Consider the following 12,017-nt stretch of genomic DNA (forward strand, 5'->3'; position numbering starts at 1 on the left):
GATGGTGACAAACGGGAAAACGACCGCGGGCTAGTGCCGAGCGCGTAGACTTGAGGGCATGAGTGATCAAAAAGAATCCCGCGGTAAGAACCGCTCCCGTCAGCCCCAGTCCAAAGAGTTTAAGAAGTTTATCGGCGAAAACTGGGGTCCGCGTCCCACCGACGGCTACGAACGTTCCAGCGCCGCTCCCTACGCGCTGCAACGCCGCGTGAAGCTGGGGGAAAAGTTTAAGGGGGTGCGGCTGGTCATTCCCGCTGGCGCCCTAGTGGTGCGCAACAATGACTGCGATTACCGGTTCCGGCCCCACTCCGCTTTTTCCCACCTGACCGGCTTGGGCACTGACCTGATTCCCGATGCTGTGCTGGTTTTGAACCCGGTGCCCGAGGGGGAAACCGGTGAGGGCGGGGGGACCCACATCGCCACCGTCTTTTTCCGTCCCCGCGCGTCACGCGCTTCTGAAGAGTTTTACGCCGATTCACGTTACGGTGAACTATGGGTCGGGGTGCGTCCCTCGCTGGAGGAGTTCGAGCGCATGTGTGGGATTCCCTGTGCCCACCTGGAGACGCTGCCCGACGTTTTGGCTAAAGATGCTGGTCAGCTGCAGATTGCTATGATTCCTACCTCCGATTCTCAGGCCGCGGCAGTGGTGAATCAGGTTCGTGAGCAAGCCGGGATTGACCCGGACGACGCCAAGAAGTTAGATGATTTGCTTGAGGAGGCGACTTCGGAACTGCGCCTGATTAAGGACGATTGGGAAATCGAAGAGATGCGCAAGGCTGTCGCCGCCACCAAAGAAGGCTTTGAAGAGGCAATTCGTTCTTTCCCAAGGGCGGTGAAGCATTTTCGCGGTGAACGCGTGGTGGAAGGTGCGTTCGGGGCGCGGGCTCGGGAAGTCGGCAACGGCCTGGGCTATGACACGATTGCGGCTTCCGGGGAGCACGCCGCGACCTTGCACTGGATTAACAACGATGGCCAGGTGCGGGAGGGCGACCTCATCTTGATTGATGCCGGGGTGGAGCTCGATTCGTTGTACACCGCGGACATCACCAGGACCCTGCCGATTAATGGTCGTTTCAACGAGGTACAGCGGCGGGTTTATCAAGCGGTCTTGGATGCTGCCGACGCGGCTTTTGAACAGGCGAATCAACCGGGCTGTATTTTCTCCGATGTCCATAGCGCCGCGATGCGCGTCATCGCGCAGAGGCTTGACGAGTGGGGTCTGCTGCCGGTTTCCTGGGAGGAGTCGCTGCAGGAGGACGGTCAGTATCACCGCCGGTGGATGGTGCATGGCACCTCACACCACTTGGGCATTGATGTTCATGACTGCGCCCAAGCGCGCCGTGAAATGTACAACGGGGCCAGGCTGGAACCCGGCATGATTTTCACGATTGAACCCGGACTGTACTTCCGTAAGGACGACTTGGCGGTTCCCCCGGAATATCGGGGCATTTCCGTGCGCATCGAGGACGACATTCTGGTAGGACCGGGCGGCAAATGCGAGCGTATCTCGCAGCATATCCCCCGCACCGTAGCTGACGTGGAAGCCTGGATTGCCCGCGTGCAGGCGGAATAGCGCCGCGGCTGTCCCGATTTTGGGCGGTTCCGACTCCCCCCCCCGCAGTAATTTTTGGTGACTCGAAACGTCACAGCCTGATCCGCCAGCGAATCGTAAGGATGTGGATATGGCCTTGAAAATCGACCCCCACGTGCATTCCGCGCTCTCCGATGGCACGGATTCTCCGCGTGATTTGTTAAAAAGGGCACGTGTTGCCGGTTTGGACGTGATTGGGGCGGTGGATCACGATACGTTCGAGCACTGGGAGCCGTTTCGCGCCGCCCATGCCGCGTTGACAGCCGAAGGGACTCGTCCCCCCGCCATTATTTTCGGTATGGAAATCTCCACAAGCGTGAACCGCTGCCCTGTTCACCTGTTGAACTATCTGCCGGATCCCCACCGCGGCGCGGTGAGGGAAATTTTAAAGAACGCTCACCGCGACCGCCTGGAGAGGATGCGGCGCATGGTTGCAAAGATTAACCAGGATTATCCGCTGACGTGGTCAGATGTCCAGGCGGAGATTACCGGATTAACCCCGGGTCGTCCGCATATCGGCGACGCCCTGGTGCGGAGGGGCTATTTTCAGACCCGTTCCGAGGCGTTCGAAAAGGTCCTCAATCCCGGCTCCCCCTATTACGTATCGCGCCCGATTGTGGACAGTTTCGCCGTCCTCGAGGCTATCCTGGCTGATGGCGGGGTTCCCGTGCTGGCTCACCCGTTCTCGGTGACCCGCAGCAAACGGAGGCTAGACCCTGCCGTGGTGCGCAAATTCGCTCAGAACGGCCTGCGGGGCATCGAAGTCAACCACCGCGAACATGACGCTCCCGCCCGCCAAATGGCCGCGGATTTGGCTCGGGAACTCGACCTGTTTGTCTCTGGGGCTTCGGATTATCACGGGGCGGGTAAACCTAATCAGCTGGGGGAAAATACCATGCCCGAAGCCAGCCTGCGCCAGATTCTCGCCGCGGGCGCCAGCCCGCTGTTAGGTGAGCTGCCGCTGAGTTAGGAACGACCGGCCGGTTTGGTGGCGAACTGCTGCAGTGCGTCGTGGACGGTCGCGGCATAGATGTCCTGCCCGGCTGGACCGGGGTGGACTTCGTCGCTGGCTAACAGGTTCACGTGCCCGGCAATGGCGCTGTCCCAGCTGGCGACTTTCACCCGGTCAGGATGAGCGCCGGCCAGGGCATACATGGTTTGGTTCGAGATTTGGATCCACTCCTGGGAGGCCCGACCGTGACCGGTCACAAACACAAATTTTGTCTGGGGGAACTCGGCGAGCAGGGCTTCGCCGTCTCGCGCTCGAAACGTCGAATTCGTAGCGAGGGCAAACACTACGTAGGGGCGCAGCGTGCCTTGGGCTTGGCGAGCCCGCATGATGCCCACACCTGCCGCTGAACTGCGTGATACCGCCGCGTCTATGGTGGCGCCGGGCAGCGTTTCGGCGAGTTTCGGCGCTGCGGCGAGGGTCACTGAGTCCCCGATAATGTCGACTTGGTCCCCGCTGATTGGCTTACTATTTTCAGAAGGTTTGGTTGACGTGGTTGGCTTTTTTTGGGGGGTTGGCGCGGGTGGTTTTGCTTCCGCGCCAGTTTTCGGGTGGTGGCTGTCCCCCGACTTTTCGTTATGGATGAAGTTCGCTCCGGCTGCGACAAGTTGTTCGGCAGCGGTTTTTTCCGGAGCTATGGCTATAGAGATGACCAGCGGCAGTACCGCCACCACAGCCGCCATCCACACCAGGGAGCGCCGCCGCCACGGCACCCGCAGCCGGGAGGAAACCGCCGGGCTCACGCCCTTTTGCGGGCGCGGCGCAAACCAACGTTTCCAGGTGACGACTAAACCGTTGCGCCGCATGGGATTTTCGACATACTTGTAGCTCAAAGAAGCCGCCAAAATCGATACCACGGCAATAATCACCAGCGCCGCCCACTGCGGCAAATCCCGCCACAGACTGTTGACCAGCATGAACACTGGCCAATGCCACAGGTAGAGGGAATAGGAGCGCACGCCTAGCCATTGCAGGGGAGGCCACGACAACAGTTCGACCAGGATCTGACCCGGTCCGCTCACCCCGGCCACTTCCTCCAAGCAAGCCTGCATAATCCCGATGGTCAGCACGCTAACCGCCAGCACGCCCCACGGATAGGTGAAGGGGTCGCTGTCGCGAAGCATCAGGAAACTCACGAACACCCCAACCATGCCGACCCAAGCCGCCAAGCCACGCAGCCGAGCGGTGGAACGATCCAGATAATGTGGGGTGTTTTCCAACGCTAAGGGGAACAGCAACGCCAAAGTCGCCCCCAGCATCAGCCCGAACGCGTGCGTGTCGGTGCCTTCGTAGATGCGGGTCAGGTTCCCGCCTCCAGCTTTCAGCACCGCCATTTCGCTCACGGAAGCCAAGACCAGCACCGCTGGCACCAGCCACCGATGCCGGGTGGGAATCAGGAAAGCGAGCAGCAAAATCAGGGGCCACACCAGGTAAAACTGCTGCTCCACCGCCAGGGTCCACATATTCGCGAGAAACTGGGGGTTGGTCCGGTCAAAATAGGAGCCCCCAAAAGCCACGTTGACCCAGTTATAGGTGTAGGTCAGGGTTCCCAGGACTTGATACCAGATGCCCACCAGGAAATCTCGGTTGACCACGGCTGCCAGCGGCACGGTCACCAGCACGGTCAAGGTTACGGCGGGAACCAGTCGCCGGAAGCGTCGCAGCCAAAACGCAGCGATGTTGATGCGCCCCGTGAGGCGCTTTTCGCGCGCTAACAGGGCCGTAATCAGGAATCCCGACAGCACAAAGAATACGTCGACGCCCAGGAATCCTCCCGGCAGCCAGTTCGGGGCCACATGGTAAACCAACACCGCCAACGCTGCCAAAGCACGGATCCCGTCCAGGCCGCGTAGCTGGTAGCGCGGCAGTTTCGGGTCTGTTGAAGCGGGGTCTGCCGGGGATTGCACAGTGTTGTGGGGCTGCTCGGGCGCAGTACTCTGGAGGGCCACGCGGGGGGTCTGTTCGCTGGTCTGAGAGTCAGTAGCGGGGGTTTCACCCGGTGTGGCGGGCTGCTTCGGGCGAGGTCTTTGCGGCGACGGGGCCGGTGTGGCGGGACGGGTGTGCCCCCTCGGCTGGGACTTGCCGAATCGAAAAAGCACCTTATCTCCTCATGACAGCCGCGAATACAACAAGCGTTAAGCCTAACGCCCTAGTGTGAAAAAACCCAGCGCTGGCATTAGCATGAAGATATGACATTACCCACTACAGATGAACTGATGAAAGCCCTGGAAAAGGTCATTGACCCCGAGATTCGCCGGTCAATCACCGATTTGGATATGGTCCAGGAACTGAAAATTGACGAATCGGGCCATGTTTTTGCCCGCATCGCCCTGACTATAGCGGGATGCCCCCTGCAGGCTCAGATTGAGCAAGACGCCAAAGCGCGCTTGGCGGAAGTTCCCGGCGTGACTTCCGTGGAAGTGGAAATGGGCGTCATGAGCCGCGAGGAACTCGACCGGGTGAAGGAAAAGTTGCTGGGGGCTCGGCCGGTCATTCCTTTTACTCAGCCGGACTCCCTGACCCGCGTTTATGCGATTACTTCTGGAAAAGGCGGGGTCGGCAAGTCCTCGGTCACCGCTAACCTGGCGGCCGCGATGGCGGATTCCGGCCTGAAAGTGGCGGTTTTGGACTGCGATATTTACGGGTTCTCGATTCCGCGTATGCTCGGCCTAGATGACGCGGCCCCCACCCCGGTGGGAGACATGATGATGCCGCCCACCGCTCACGGGGTGAAAGTTATTTCTATGGGCATGTTCGTCCCTGACGGACAGCCGGTGGTATGGCGCGGCCCGATGCTGCACCGGGCTTTGGAACAGTTCCTGTCCGAGACTTTCTGGGGAGACTTGGATGTGCTGCTGCTCGACTTGCCCCCCGGCACCGGCGACGTAGCGATTTCGGTGGCCCAGCTGCTGCCGAACTCGGAGATCATCGTCGTGACCACCCCGCAGCTGGCCGCGGCCGAAGTCGCCGAACGTGCCGGTTCGATAGCTTCGGGTACGAATCAAAAGGTCGTGGGTGTGATTGAGAATATGAGTTACCTGACCGGGCCGGACGGTTCTCGTATCGAGGTTTTTGGGACGGGCGGCGGCGAACAAGTGGCCTCTCGGTTGTCTCAGATTCTGGGTTACGAAGTTCCGCTTTTGGCTCAGATTCCGCTGGAAGTTGCCTATCGGGAAGCCTCCGATGGCGGTGAGCCCCTGTCTATCAGCGAGGCCGCCAAGAACGGACAATCCGTTGCCGGGGCCGCTTTGCGTTCCGCGGCCACGACTTTGACTCAGCGGGCGCGCAGCCTCAAGGGTCATCGTTTGAACGTCACCGTGAAATAGCGCCCCGCACCCCTACAGTTCGGGGAAAGCTTTCCGACTCGACGTCTAGGCGGTCGAAACGCTGCTAGCGGTTCTTGATTGCCACCAGTAGCCCGTCGCCGACCGGCAGCAGGTTCTCAGTCCATTCCACGGATTCCTGTATGTGGCGCAGCACTTCGCGCATCGCCACGGTGTCCGGTTCACGTCGCGCGGGGTCGGCTACCGAATCGTTCCACATGGCGTGGACCAGTACCAGCAACCCTCCCGGGCGCAGAGCCGGGTTTAACAGTTCGACATAGGCTTGGGTTTCGCCAGGGTCCCCGTCCACCACGGCCATGTCGTAGGCTCCCCGGCTGAGGCGTGTGAGGACTTGCAGGGCACGTCCCGTAATCATGCGCACCCGCGTGAGGGAGATACCCGCTCCCGTCAGGATTTCCTTGGCGACCGCGTGTAGCTTTGGCTCGACATCAATGGTGGTCAAGACCCCATCCGCGGGCATTCCGGCCAGCGTCCACAGGGAGGACACTCCGGTTCCGGTCCCGATTTCCAGTGCGGAACGAGCTCCGGAAGCCCCGGCCAGCATGCGCAGCGCCGCCCCTACTCCGGGGGACACCGGCACGGAACCGAGTTCCCGACCCCGCTGTCTGGCGATGGCGATAGTTTCGGACTCCGGTAAAAATTCTTCCGCATAGGACCAGCTAGCGGTCTTATCGATGGAAATTTTAGATTCGTTGAAACGCGGCACTATTTCAAAAACTTCTCTAGTTCCTTAGCTAAGGTAGCGACTTCCTCATCGTTGAGTTCAATCACCAAACGACCGCCCCCATCAGCAGGAATACGCATCACGTTACAGCGCGGTTCTTTAGTGACTTCCAGGGGTCCGTCCCCGGTGCGGGGTTTCATGGCTGCCATTTGTCCCTCTTTTCGAAAACGGCTTTACCCCTCTATTATACGGGAAGTTCCGGCGTTGATAAGGAATTCCTATTTTATCCAAGCGTCACTGGGCGCCGGGACGGGAAATCAGCTTTCATTAAAGCGTCTTTGGCAGGGTGTTCTGTACCACATAGAGAGCTTCTTCGGCGGTATCTACCACCTGAATGATGGAGGCCTCAGCGGGGCTGACCATACCTTCCTCTACCAGGTGATGACGCACCCACCCTATGAGCTCGTCCCAAAAATCGTGCCCGACCAGCACTATGGGATATTGCTGAATTTTGCTGGTTTGACGTAGCGTAACGCATTCAAAAAGTTCGTCCAAGGTTCCGAAACCGCCCGGTAGAGCCACGAAGGCTTGGGCATATTTCACGAACATGGTTTTCCGCACAAAGAAGTAGCGAAAGTCAATCCCCAAATCAACGTACTCGTTGATTCCTTGCTCGTGGGGCAATTCGATTCCCAGGCCGATGGTCAGTCCATCGTTGTGGCGGGCTCCTTTGCTGACGGCCTCCATCAGCCCTGGACCGCCGCCGGTGATGATGGAGAACCCGGCTTGGGCAAAAACTTTGCCGATTTCCTCGCCCAGGCGATAGTACTCCGTACCGGGTTCGACCCGCGCGGAACCGAACACGGTGATGGCTTTACCGACATCGGCCAGTGACTCGAAACCGTCGACGAACTCCCCCATGATTCTAAGGACTCGCCACGGGTCCTCTTCGGTCCACTTCGGATCGACTTTCGAGCGCAGCAGAGCCTGGTCCGCCAGTTCCTGGTGCAGCACCCCGCCACGGGGGCGTCGGTTAAAAAAAGTCTTCATTAGTAAATCCTTGTTTCGGTTCTTTTGCCCGTGGCCTCCGGCCCTGGCTTTTCTGCCGATTTTTCCTTGCTTGGCAACCGTATCACCAATTATCAGCAGCGTTGGAGGCAACTTTAACGTTTTGAGCAAACTCTCGGGTTGTCACCAGCAGCTGACCTGCGGATTCCACCACCACCGCGCCGGGAATGCCGATAATCGCGACGCCTCTGAGGTTTTCCGCCTTCACTAGGGCGGCAGGAGCGGCATCTGTATAGACCGGAATTTCCGGGCTCAGATTCGCCAGTTCAGAGGCGTTGCTGACGACGTGGCGCACCGCTTCCCAGTCCCCCACATCTGACCATCCCAAGTCCGGTCGGGCCGGCACCACCGCAACTCGCCCCTCTTGTGCTAACGGTTCAGCCAAAACGGTATCAATCGGCGCCGCAACGACACCCTGCCACAATGCAGTTTTCGCGTCCGGACTCAACGTTTCCCATCCCGCAGCCAGTTTTCGCACCGCCGTGCCCGACCCCGGCACTCGCACCTCCAGGGCATCGAGCAAGACGTCACTGCGCACCACAAACATACCCGCGTTCCACAGGTAGTTACCGGTGGCCAGCCAAGTGCTGGCGGTGGCCGCATCCGGTTTTTCCGTAAATGACTGCGCCCGATGTACCCCGCTAAGCTCTCCATCCAAGGCAGGACCCACCTCGATATAACCAAACCCGGTCGCCGGTTCGGTCGGCGCAATCCCGATGGTCGTGAGCCATCCGGCGGCAGCAGCCGGAACAGCCTGGGCCAGGGCTTCACAAAACGCGGCGGGGTTTGCGATGAGATGATCCGCCGCAAAAGACCCGACCACGCAGGTCCCGTCACGTTGCTCTATCAGGGCGGCCCCCAGGGCTATGGCCGCCATCGAATCCCGCGGGCTAGGTTCCGCCACGCAACGCACCGGAACCGACAAACCTAGGGCGCTGGCTTGTGCGTCTAAAGCCTTGCGGTGGGGCGCGCCGGTTACGAAAGTCAGGGACTGGCAGAGCGGCGCCAAACGTGCCGCGGTTTGTTGCACCAGGCTTTGCGTCCCGTTGATGTTGAGCAGGAACTTTGGTTTTGCCGCAGTCGACCAGGGCCACAGCCGCCGCCCGTACCCCCCGGCAGGCACTATCGCATGAATTTCCACAACACAAATTCTACCGGAGGCTAGGCGTGAGTTTTTACGTTGAACAGAGTAGGCTTGGCCTCGTGTATTTACCTCCTCGTAAAGAAGGCCAGGTTTATTTGGGCATGATTATTCCTGTGCCCGAACCCTATGCTGGCGAGCTGCAAAAAGTCACGAAAACTGACGGCGTACCTCCGCATGTCACCATCGTGGAACCGCGTGCGGTGGACCGGGAACAGGTCCCGGACATCCAGGCGCAGGCTGCCGAAATCTGCCGGTCCTTTTCACCCTTTGTCATTAGTTTCGGCAACATCGGAGATTTTCGACCCGTGTCCCCTGTCGTCTATATCGAGGTGCAGCGCGGGCACGAGGCCTGCAAAGAACTGGCAAAACGGCTCCGCTTCGGACCCTTAGATACTGAATCACGCTTCCCCTACTATCCGCACATTACTTTGGGGACGAACGTCACCAATGAGGACCTGGATCGGGTCGCGGCTCTGTCGAAACGTTCGCACGGCTTTTTCATGGTTGACGGCGTTGACTGTTCCCTGCTCGAGCCGAACCATGTCGAACAGTTGGCTATCCTCCAGCTGGGATCGGGAGTGCCCGAAAGCGTCACCGGGGAAATACCCGAAATTTTCGCCCACCCTCAGTTGCACACTCGAAAATGCTGAGGCCCCGTGATGAAACAACCTGATTCCCAACCAGCCGAGCCCGCCACACCCGCGGGGGTGGTGGAACTCAGCAAGGCTTTCCTGGAGTGGCTCAACACCACGCGATTTATGCGGGCTTACCTGCGCTATCAAAACGCTTCTGCAAACCTCTTGGCTGGCGGCATCGCCTATACCGCCCTGTTTTCTATGGCAGGGATAGTGACCTTGATTATCATGACCGCACAAGTCATGATTTTTGCTTTCCCCATGACCAGTCACACGATTTTCCAGGACGTCAATCAATGGATTCCCGGAGCTATCCAGGTCGATGGGCAGCCGGGTCTGATTGACCCCGCCGCGATTGCGACTCCCAGCTTTACCTGGGGAACTTTGGTGGTTTTGGTTGTGTCCATCATGGCGGGAATCCGGGTCGTCGCGGCTTTGCGTGTCTGTATCCAAACTGTTTTCGGACTACCGCAACGCCCCGGGGCGGGATGGAAAAACGCGCTGCGAGATGTGTGTATGTTTCTGGTTTTGTTCCTCAGCGGAATTGTGGCTTCGGTTTTGGGTTCGGGTTCCATCGTTGCGGTGCGTGCCTTGCATCGCCGGCTACCGCTGGCTCTGCCGGTTCCTCCCGGGCTGATTAATGTTGGAGCTTTCGTCCTGACCAGTATCTTGGCGACTTTGATTCTGGCTTTCACGCTGCGCTACCTGGCTTTGGTGCGGGCTCCGCGTCGCGATCTGTGGATCGGGACGGGAGCGTTGGGATTTTTGTCCACGGCTCTGCAGATGTCAGGAGCCTATCTGGCCTCCAGCGTACCCCCCGCCTACGCCCCGTTTACCCTAATTTTGACGATTATCTTGTGGGTTAACGTGTTGGGTCGCCTGTTCTTGTATATGTCGTGCTGGATCGCGAACCCCCCGGTGGCTCCGGCACCGATGAGGGACTTCCCGCATTTTTCCGAGCGTCCAAACTTTGTGACCGTTTCGGCTCCCGCCAGCCTGTCTTGGCCCCACGATCCACTTTCCGGCCGGATTTGGTCCCCCGCCCAGGAAGAAGCCGCTTGGCGGCTGTCTCAGCAGGTCATTTGGAGCAGCCGAGACCGCCGGGAAACCGCGGCCAACAAACCCCTGTCGGGACACCCAGTAGCCCCCAGCACTACGTCCCGGAAACAGAATCGGAGGTAATGCATGAAAGTAACTACTGTCAATGTCAACGGCGTTCGGGCGGCGTTCCGCAAAGGGTTTGGGGACTGGCTGGACAATGACGATTCGGATTTATTGTGCCTGCAAGAGGTGCGGGCCACCCCACAAGACACCCAAGACTTGTTCGGTCCGGCTTGGGACGTGCGCGTGTGGCCCTGCCGGGTGAAAGGCCGCGCCGGGGTGGCGCTGGGGGCTCGGCGCGATTCCGGCTGGAAGATTGGTCAGGTTACCGAGGGACTGCCTCCGGAGTGTTATGCAGAGATTGGCGGGGAACCGGACGTGGATTCCGGGCGCTGGCTGGAGGGTGTGATTCACGGACCCCACGGAGCGACGTTTACCCTGGTCAGCGCCTATCTGCATTCCGGAGAGCTGCACACGGAAAAGCAGGAGCAAAAGCTGGCTTACCTCAATCGAGTGGGCAAGCGGGTGGACCAGCTGGGGGCACGTGCTATGGCGGGAGCGGACCACGACACGCCACAGGAGGCCCTGATTTGCGGGGATTTCAACATTGTGCGCACCGCCCGCGACATTAAGAACTGGAAGACTAATCACAATAAGACTTCCGGAGTTATGGACGAAGAGATTGCGTTCTTAGACGCGTGGATGGCCGACACACTGTCCGGGAGGGACGGGCTGCCTTGCGTAGACGTAGGACGAGCCTTGGCAGGAGACACGGACGGTCCTTACACCTGGTGGTCGTGGCGCGGTAAGGCCTATGACAATAACGCCGGCTGGCGCCTGGATTACCACATGGCTACCCCCGGACTGGCGGGGAAAGCCCTATCGGCCGCGGTGTATCGCGCACCGGCTTACGATGCCCGTTTCACGGATCATACCCCCCTCGCGGTAGCCTACGATTTCCCTGAGTAAACTCACATATTCGGCTGTTTTTAAAAATGTTCGGCCATTTCTTACAAATTTCTAAGAACTCGAGAAAACTGACGATTGTTACGAGAGAACGTGGTGTGAATCATCTGGGAAATATCTGAAAACGCCCAGGCGAACTAAGAAAAAGATACGCCGAGTGTCGTCCCCGGTCCCGTTCCGGGAGGGACTGTGGTTCCTCCCGGCAGAGCCCGAGCCCCCGGTCGCGGGCGTTACTACCCCGGCAACTCCCGAGCCTCCGGTCGCGGGCGTGACTACCCCGGCAACTCCCCGAATTCCGGTGACACAAGGGCCGGATAAGGCTTTGGCAGCTACCGGTTCGTCTGCCGAAACGCTGGCTGGCGGAGCTATGATTGTGTTCCTCGCCGGCGGAGCCATGATGGTCGCGTCTCGCCGCCGGGCTCGCCGCTAACCACAGACCCTACAAAATAGTGTTCCCGATCGGAAAACCGATCGGGAACACTATTGAATTATGGG

12 protein-coding genes are annotated in these 12,017 nt (G+C 59.5%); 7 read left to right on the forward strand and 5 right to left on the reverse strand.

Features of this window, described 5'->3' with window-relative positions; translation table 11 throughout:
• The first annotated feature begins 58 nt into the window (after positions 1 to 58).
• The gene (locus Q0X47_RS01705) at positions 59 to 1,573 is read left to right on the forward strand and encodes an aminopeptidase P family protein (RefSeq protein WP_297722085.1); all 1,515 of its coding nucleotides are present in this window, start codon (positions 59 to 61) and stop codon (positions 1,571 to 1,573) included.
• A gap of 109 nt (positions 1,574 to 1,682) precedes the next feature.
• Positions 1,683 to 2,561, forward strand: a complete 879-nt coding sequence (locus Q0X47_RS01710; protein ID WP_297722087.1) for a PHP domain-containing protein — start codon at positions 1,683 to 1,685, stop codon at positions 2,559 to 2,561.
• On the opposite strand, the gene Q0X47_RS01715 is transcribed toward Q0X47_RS01710, so the two are convergent.
• Positions 2,558 to 4,699, reverse strand: a complete 2,142-nt coding sequence (locus Q0X47_RS01715; RefSeq protein ID WP_297722089.1) for an acyltransferase family protein — start codon at positions 4,697 to 4,699, stop codon at positions 2,558 to 2,560. The two genes, Q0X47_RS01710 and Q0X47_RS01715, sit on opposite strands and share 4 nt — an antisense overlap.
• 90 nt (positions 4,700 to 4,789) lie before the next feature.
• Between Q0X47_RS01715 and Q0X47_RS01720 the strand changes: the two genes are divergently transcribed.
• On the forward strand, positions 4,790 to 5,926 hold the full coding sequence (locus Q0X47_RS01720; protein ID WP_297722091.1) for an Mrp/NBP35 family ATP-binding protein: 1,137 nt from the start codon (positions 4,790 to 4,792) through the stop codon (positions 5,924 to 5,926).
• A gap of 64 nt (positions 5,927 to 5,990) precedes the next feature.
• Here the strand turns inward: Q0X47_RS01720 and Q0X47_RS01725 are convergent, their stop codons facing one another.
• From Q0X47_RS01725 to Q0X47_RS01740, 4 genes are all read right to left on the reverse strand, one after another.
• Complete coding sequence (locus Q0X47_RS01725) at positions 5,991 to 6,650, reverse strand: O-methyltransferase (protein ID WP_297722093.1); 660 nt, start codon at positions 6,648 to 6,650, stop codon at positions 5,991 to 5,993.
• Positions 6,650 to 6,817, reverse strand: a complete 168-nt coding sequence (locus tag Q0X47_RS01730) for a DUF3117 domain-containing protein (protein ID WP_004008170.1) — start codon at positions 6,815 to 6,817, stop codon at positions 6,650 to 6,652. Before Q0X47_RS01730 ends, Q0X47_RS01725 begins: the two co-directional genes overlap by 1 nt.
• A gap of 118 nt (positions 6,818 to 6,935) precedes the next feature.
• Complete coding sequence (locus Q0X47_RS01735; RefSeq protein WP_297722095.1) at positions 6,936 to 7,658, reverse strand: TIGR00730 family Rossman fold protein; 723 nt, start codon at positions 7,656 to 7,658, stop codon at positions 6,936 to 6,938.
• An 82-nt stretch (positions 7,659 to 7,740) separates the two neighbouring features.
• Complete coding sequence (locus Q0X47_RS01740) at positions 7,741 to 8,817, reverse strand: mannose-1-phosphate guanylyltransferase (RefSeq protein WP_297722099.1); 1,077 nt, start codon at positions 8,815 to 8,817, stop codon at positions 7,741 to 7,743.
• Positions 8,818 to 8,879: 62 nt separating this feature from the next.
• Between Q0X47_RS01740 and Q0X47_RS01745 the strand changes: the two genes are divergently transcribed.
• The 4 genes from Q0X47_RS01745 (at position 8,880) to Q0X47_RS01760 (ending at position 11,952) form a co-directional block, all read left to right on the forward strand.
• Complete coding sequence (locus tag Q0X47_RS01745) at positions 8,880 to 9,470, forward strand: 2'-5' RNA ligase family protein (protein WP_297722102.1); 591 nt, start codon at positions 8,880 to 8,882, stop codon at positions 9,468 to 9,470.
• A 9-nt stretch (positions 9,471 to 9,479) separates the two neighbouring features.
• Entirely contained in the window at positions 9,480 to 10,637 is a 1,158-nt protein-coding gene (locus Q0X47_RS01750) for a YihY/virulence factor BrkB family protein (RefSeq protein WP_297722105.1), read from the forward strand.
• Between the two features lie 3 nt (positions 10,638 to 10,640).
• Entirely contained in the window at positions 10,641 to 11,525 is an 885-nt protein-coding gene (locus tag Q0X47_RS01755; RefSeq protein ID WP_297722107.1) for an exodeoxyribonuclease III, read from the forward strand.
• Positions 11,526 to 11,679: 154 nt separating this feature from the next.
• Entirely contained in the window at positions 11,680 to 11,952 is a 273-nt protein-coding gene (locus Q0X47_RS01760; protein WP_297722110.1) for a hypothetical protein, read from the forward strand.
• Positions 11,953 to 12,017 lie beyond the last annotated feature (65 nt).

The organism is uncultured Mobiluncus sp., assembly GCF_947254095.1.
Lineage (GTDB): Bacteria > Actinomycetota > Actinomycetes > Actinomycetales > Actinomycetaceae > Mobiluncus.

What these genes read in the sequence shown, in the direction of transcription:
- Q0X47_RS01705 (WP_297722085.1), top strand. Translation starts at nt 59, where the DNA reads ATGAGTGATCAAAAAGAATCCCGCGGTAAGAACCGCTCCCGTCAGCCC.
- Q0X47_RS01710 (WP_297722087.1), top strand. Translation starts at nt 1,683, where the DNA reads ATGGCCTTGAAAATCGACCCCCACGTGCATTCCGCGCTCTCCGATGGC.
- Q0X47_RS01720 (WP_297722091.1), top strand. Translation starts at nt 4,790, where the DNA reads ATGACATTACCCACTACAGATGAACTGATGAAAGCCCTGGAAAAGGTC.
- Q0X47_RS01730 (WP_004008170.1), bottom strand. Translation starts at nt 6,817, where the DNA reads ATGGCAGCCATGAAACCCCGCACCGGGGACGGACCCCTGGAAGTCACT.
- Q0X47_RS01735 (WP_297722095.1), bottom strand. Translation starts at nt 7,658, where the DNA reads ATGAAGACTTTTTTTAACCGACGCCCCCGTGGCGGGGTGCTGCACCAG.
- Q0X47_RS01750 (WP_297722105.1), top strand. Translation starts at nt 9,480, where the DNA reads ATGAAACAACCTGATTCCCAACCAGCCGAGCCCGCCACACCCGCGGGG.
- Q0X47_RS01755 (WP_297722107.1), top strand. Translation starts at nt 10,641, where the DNA reads ATGAAAGTAACTACTGTCAATGTCAACGGCGTTCGGGCGGCGTTCCGC.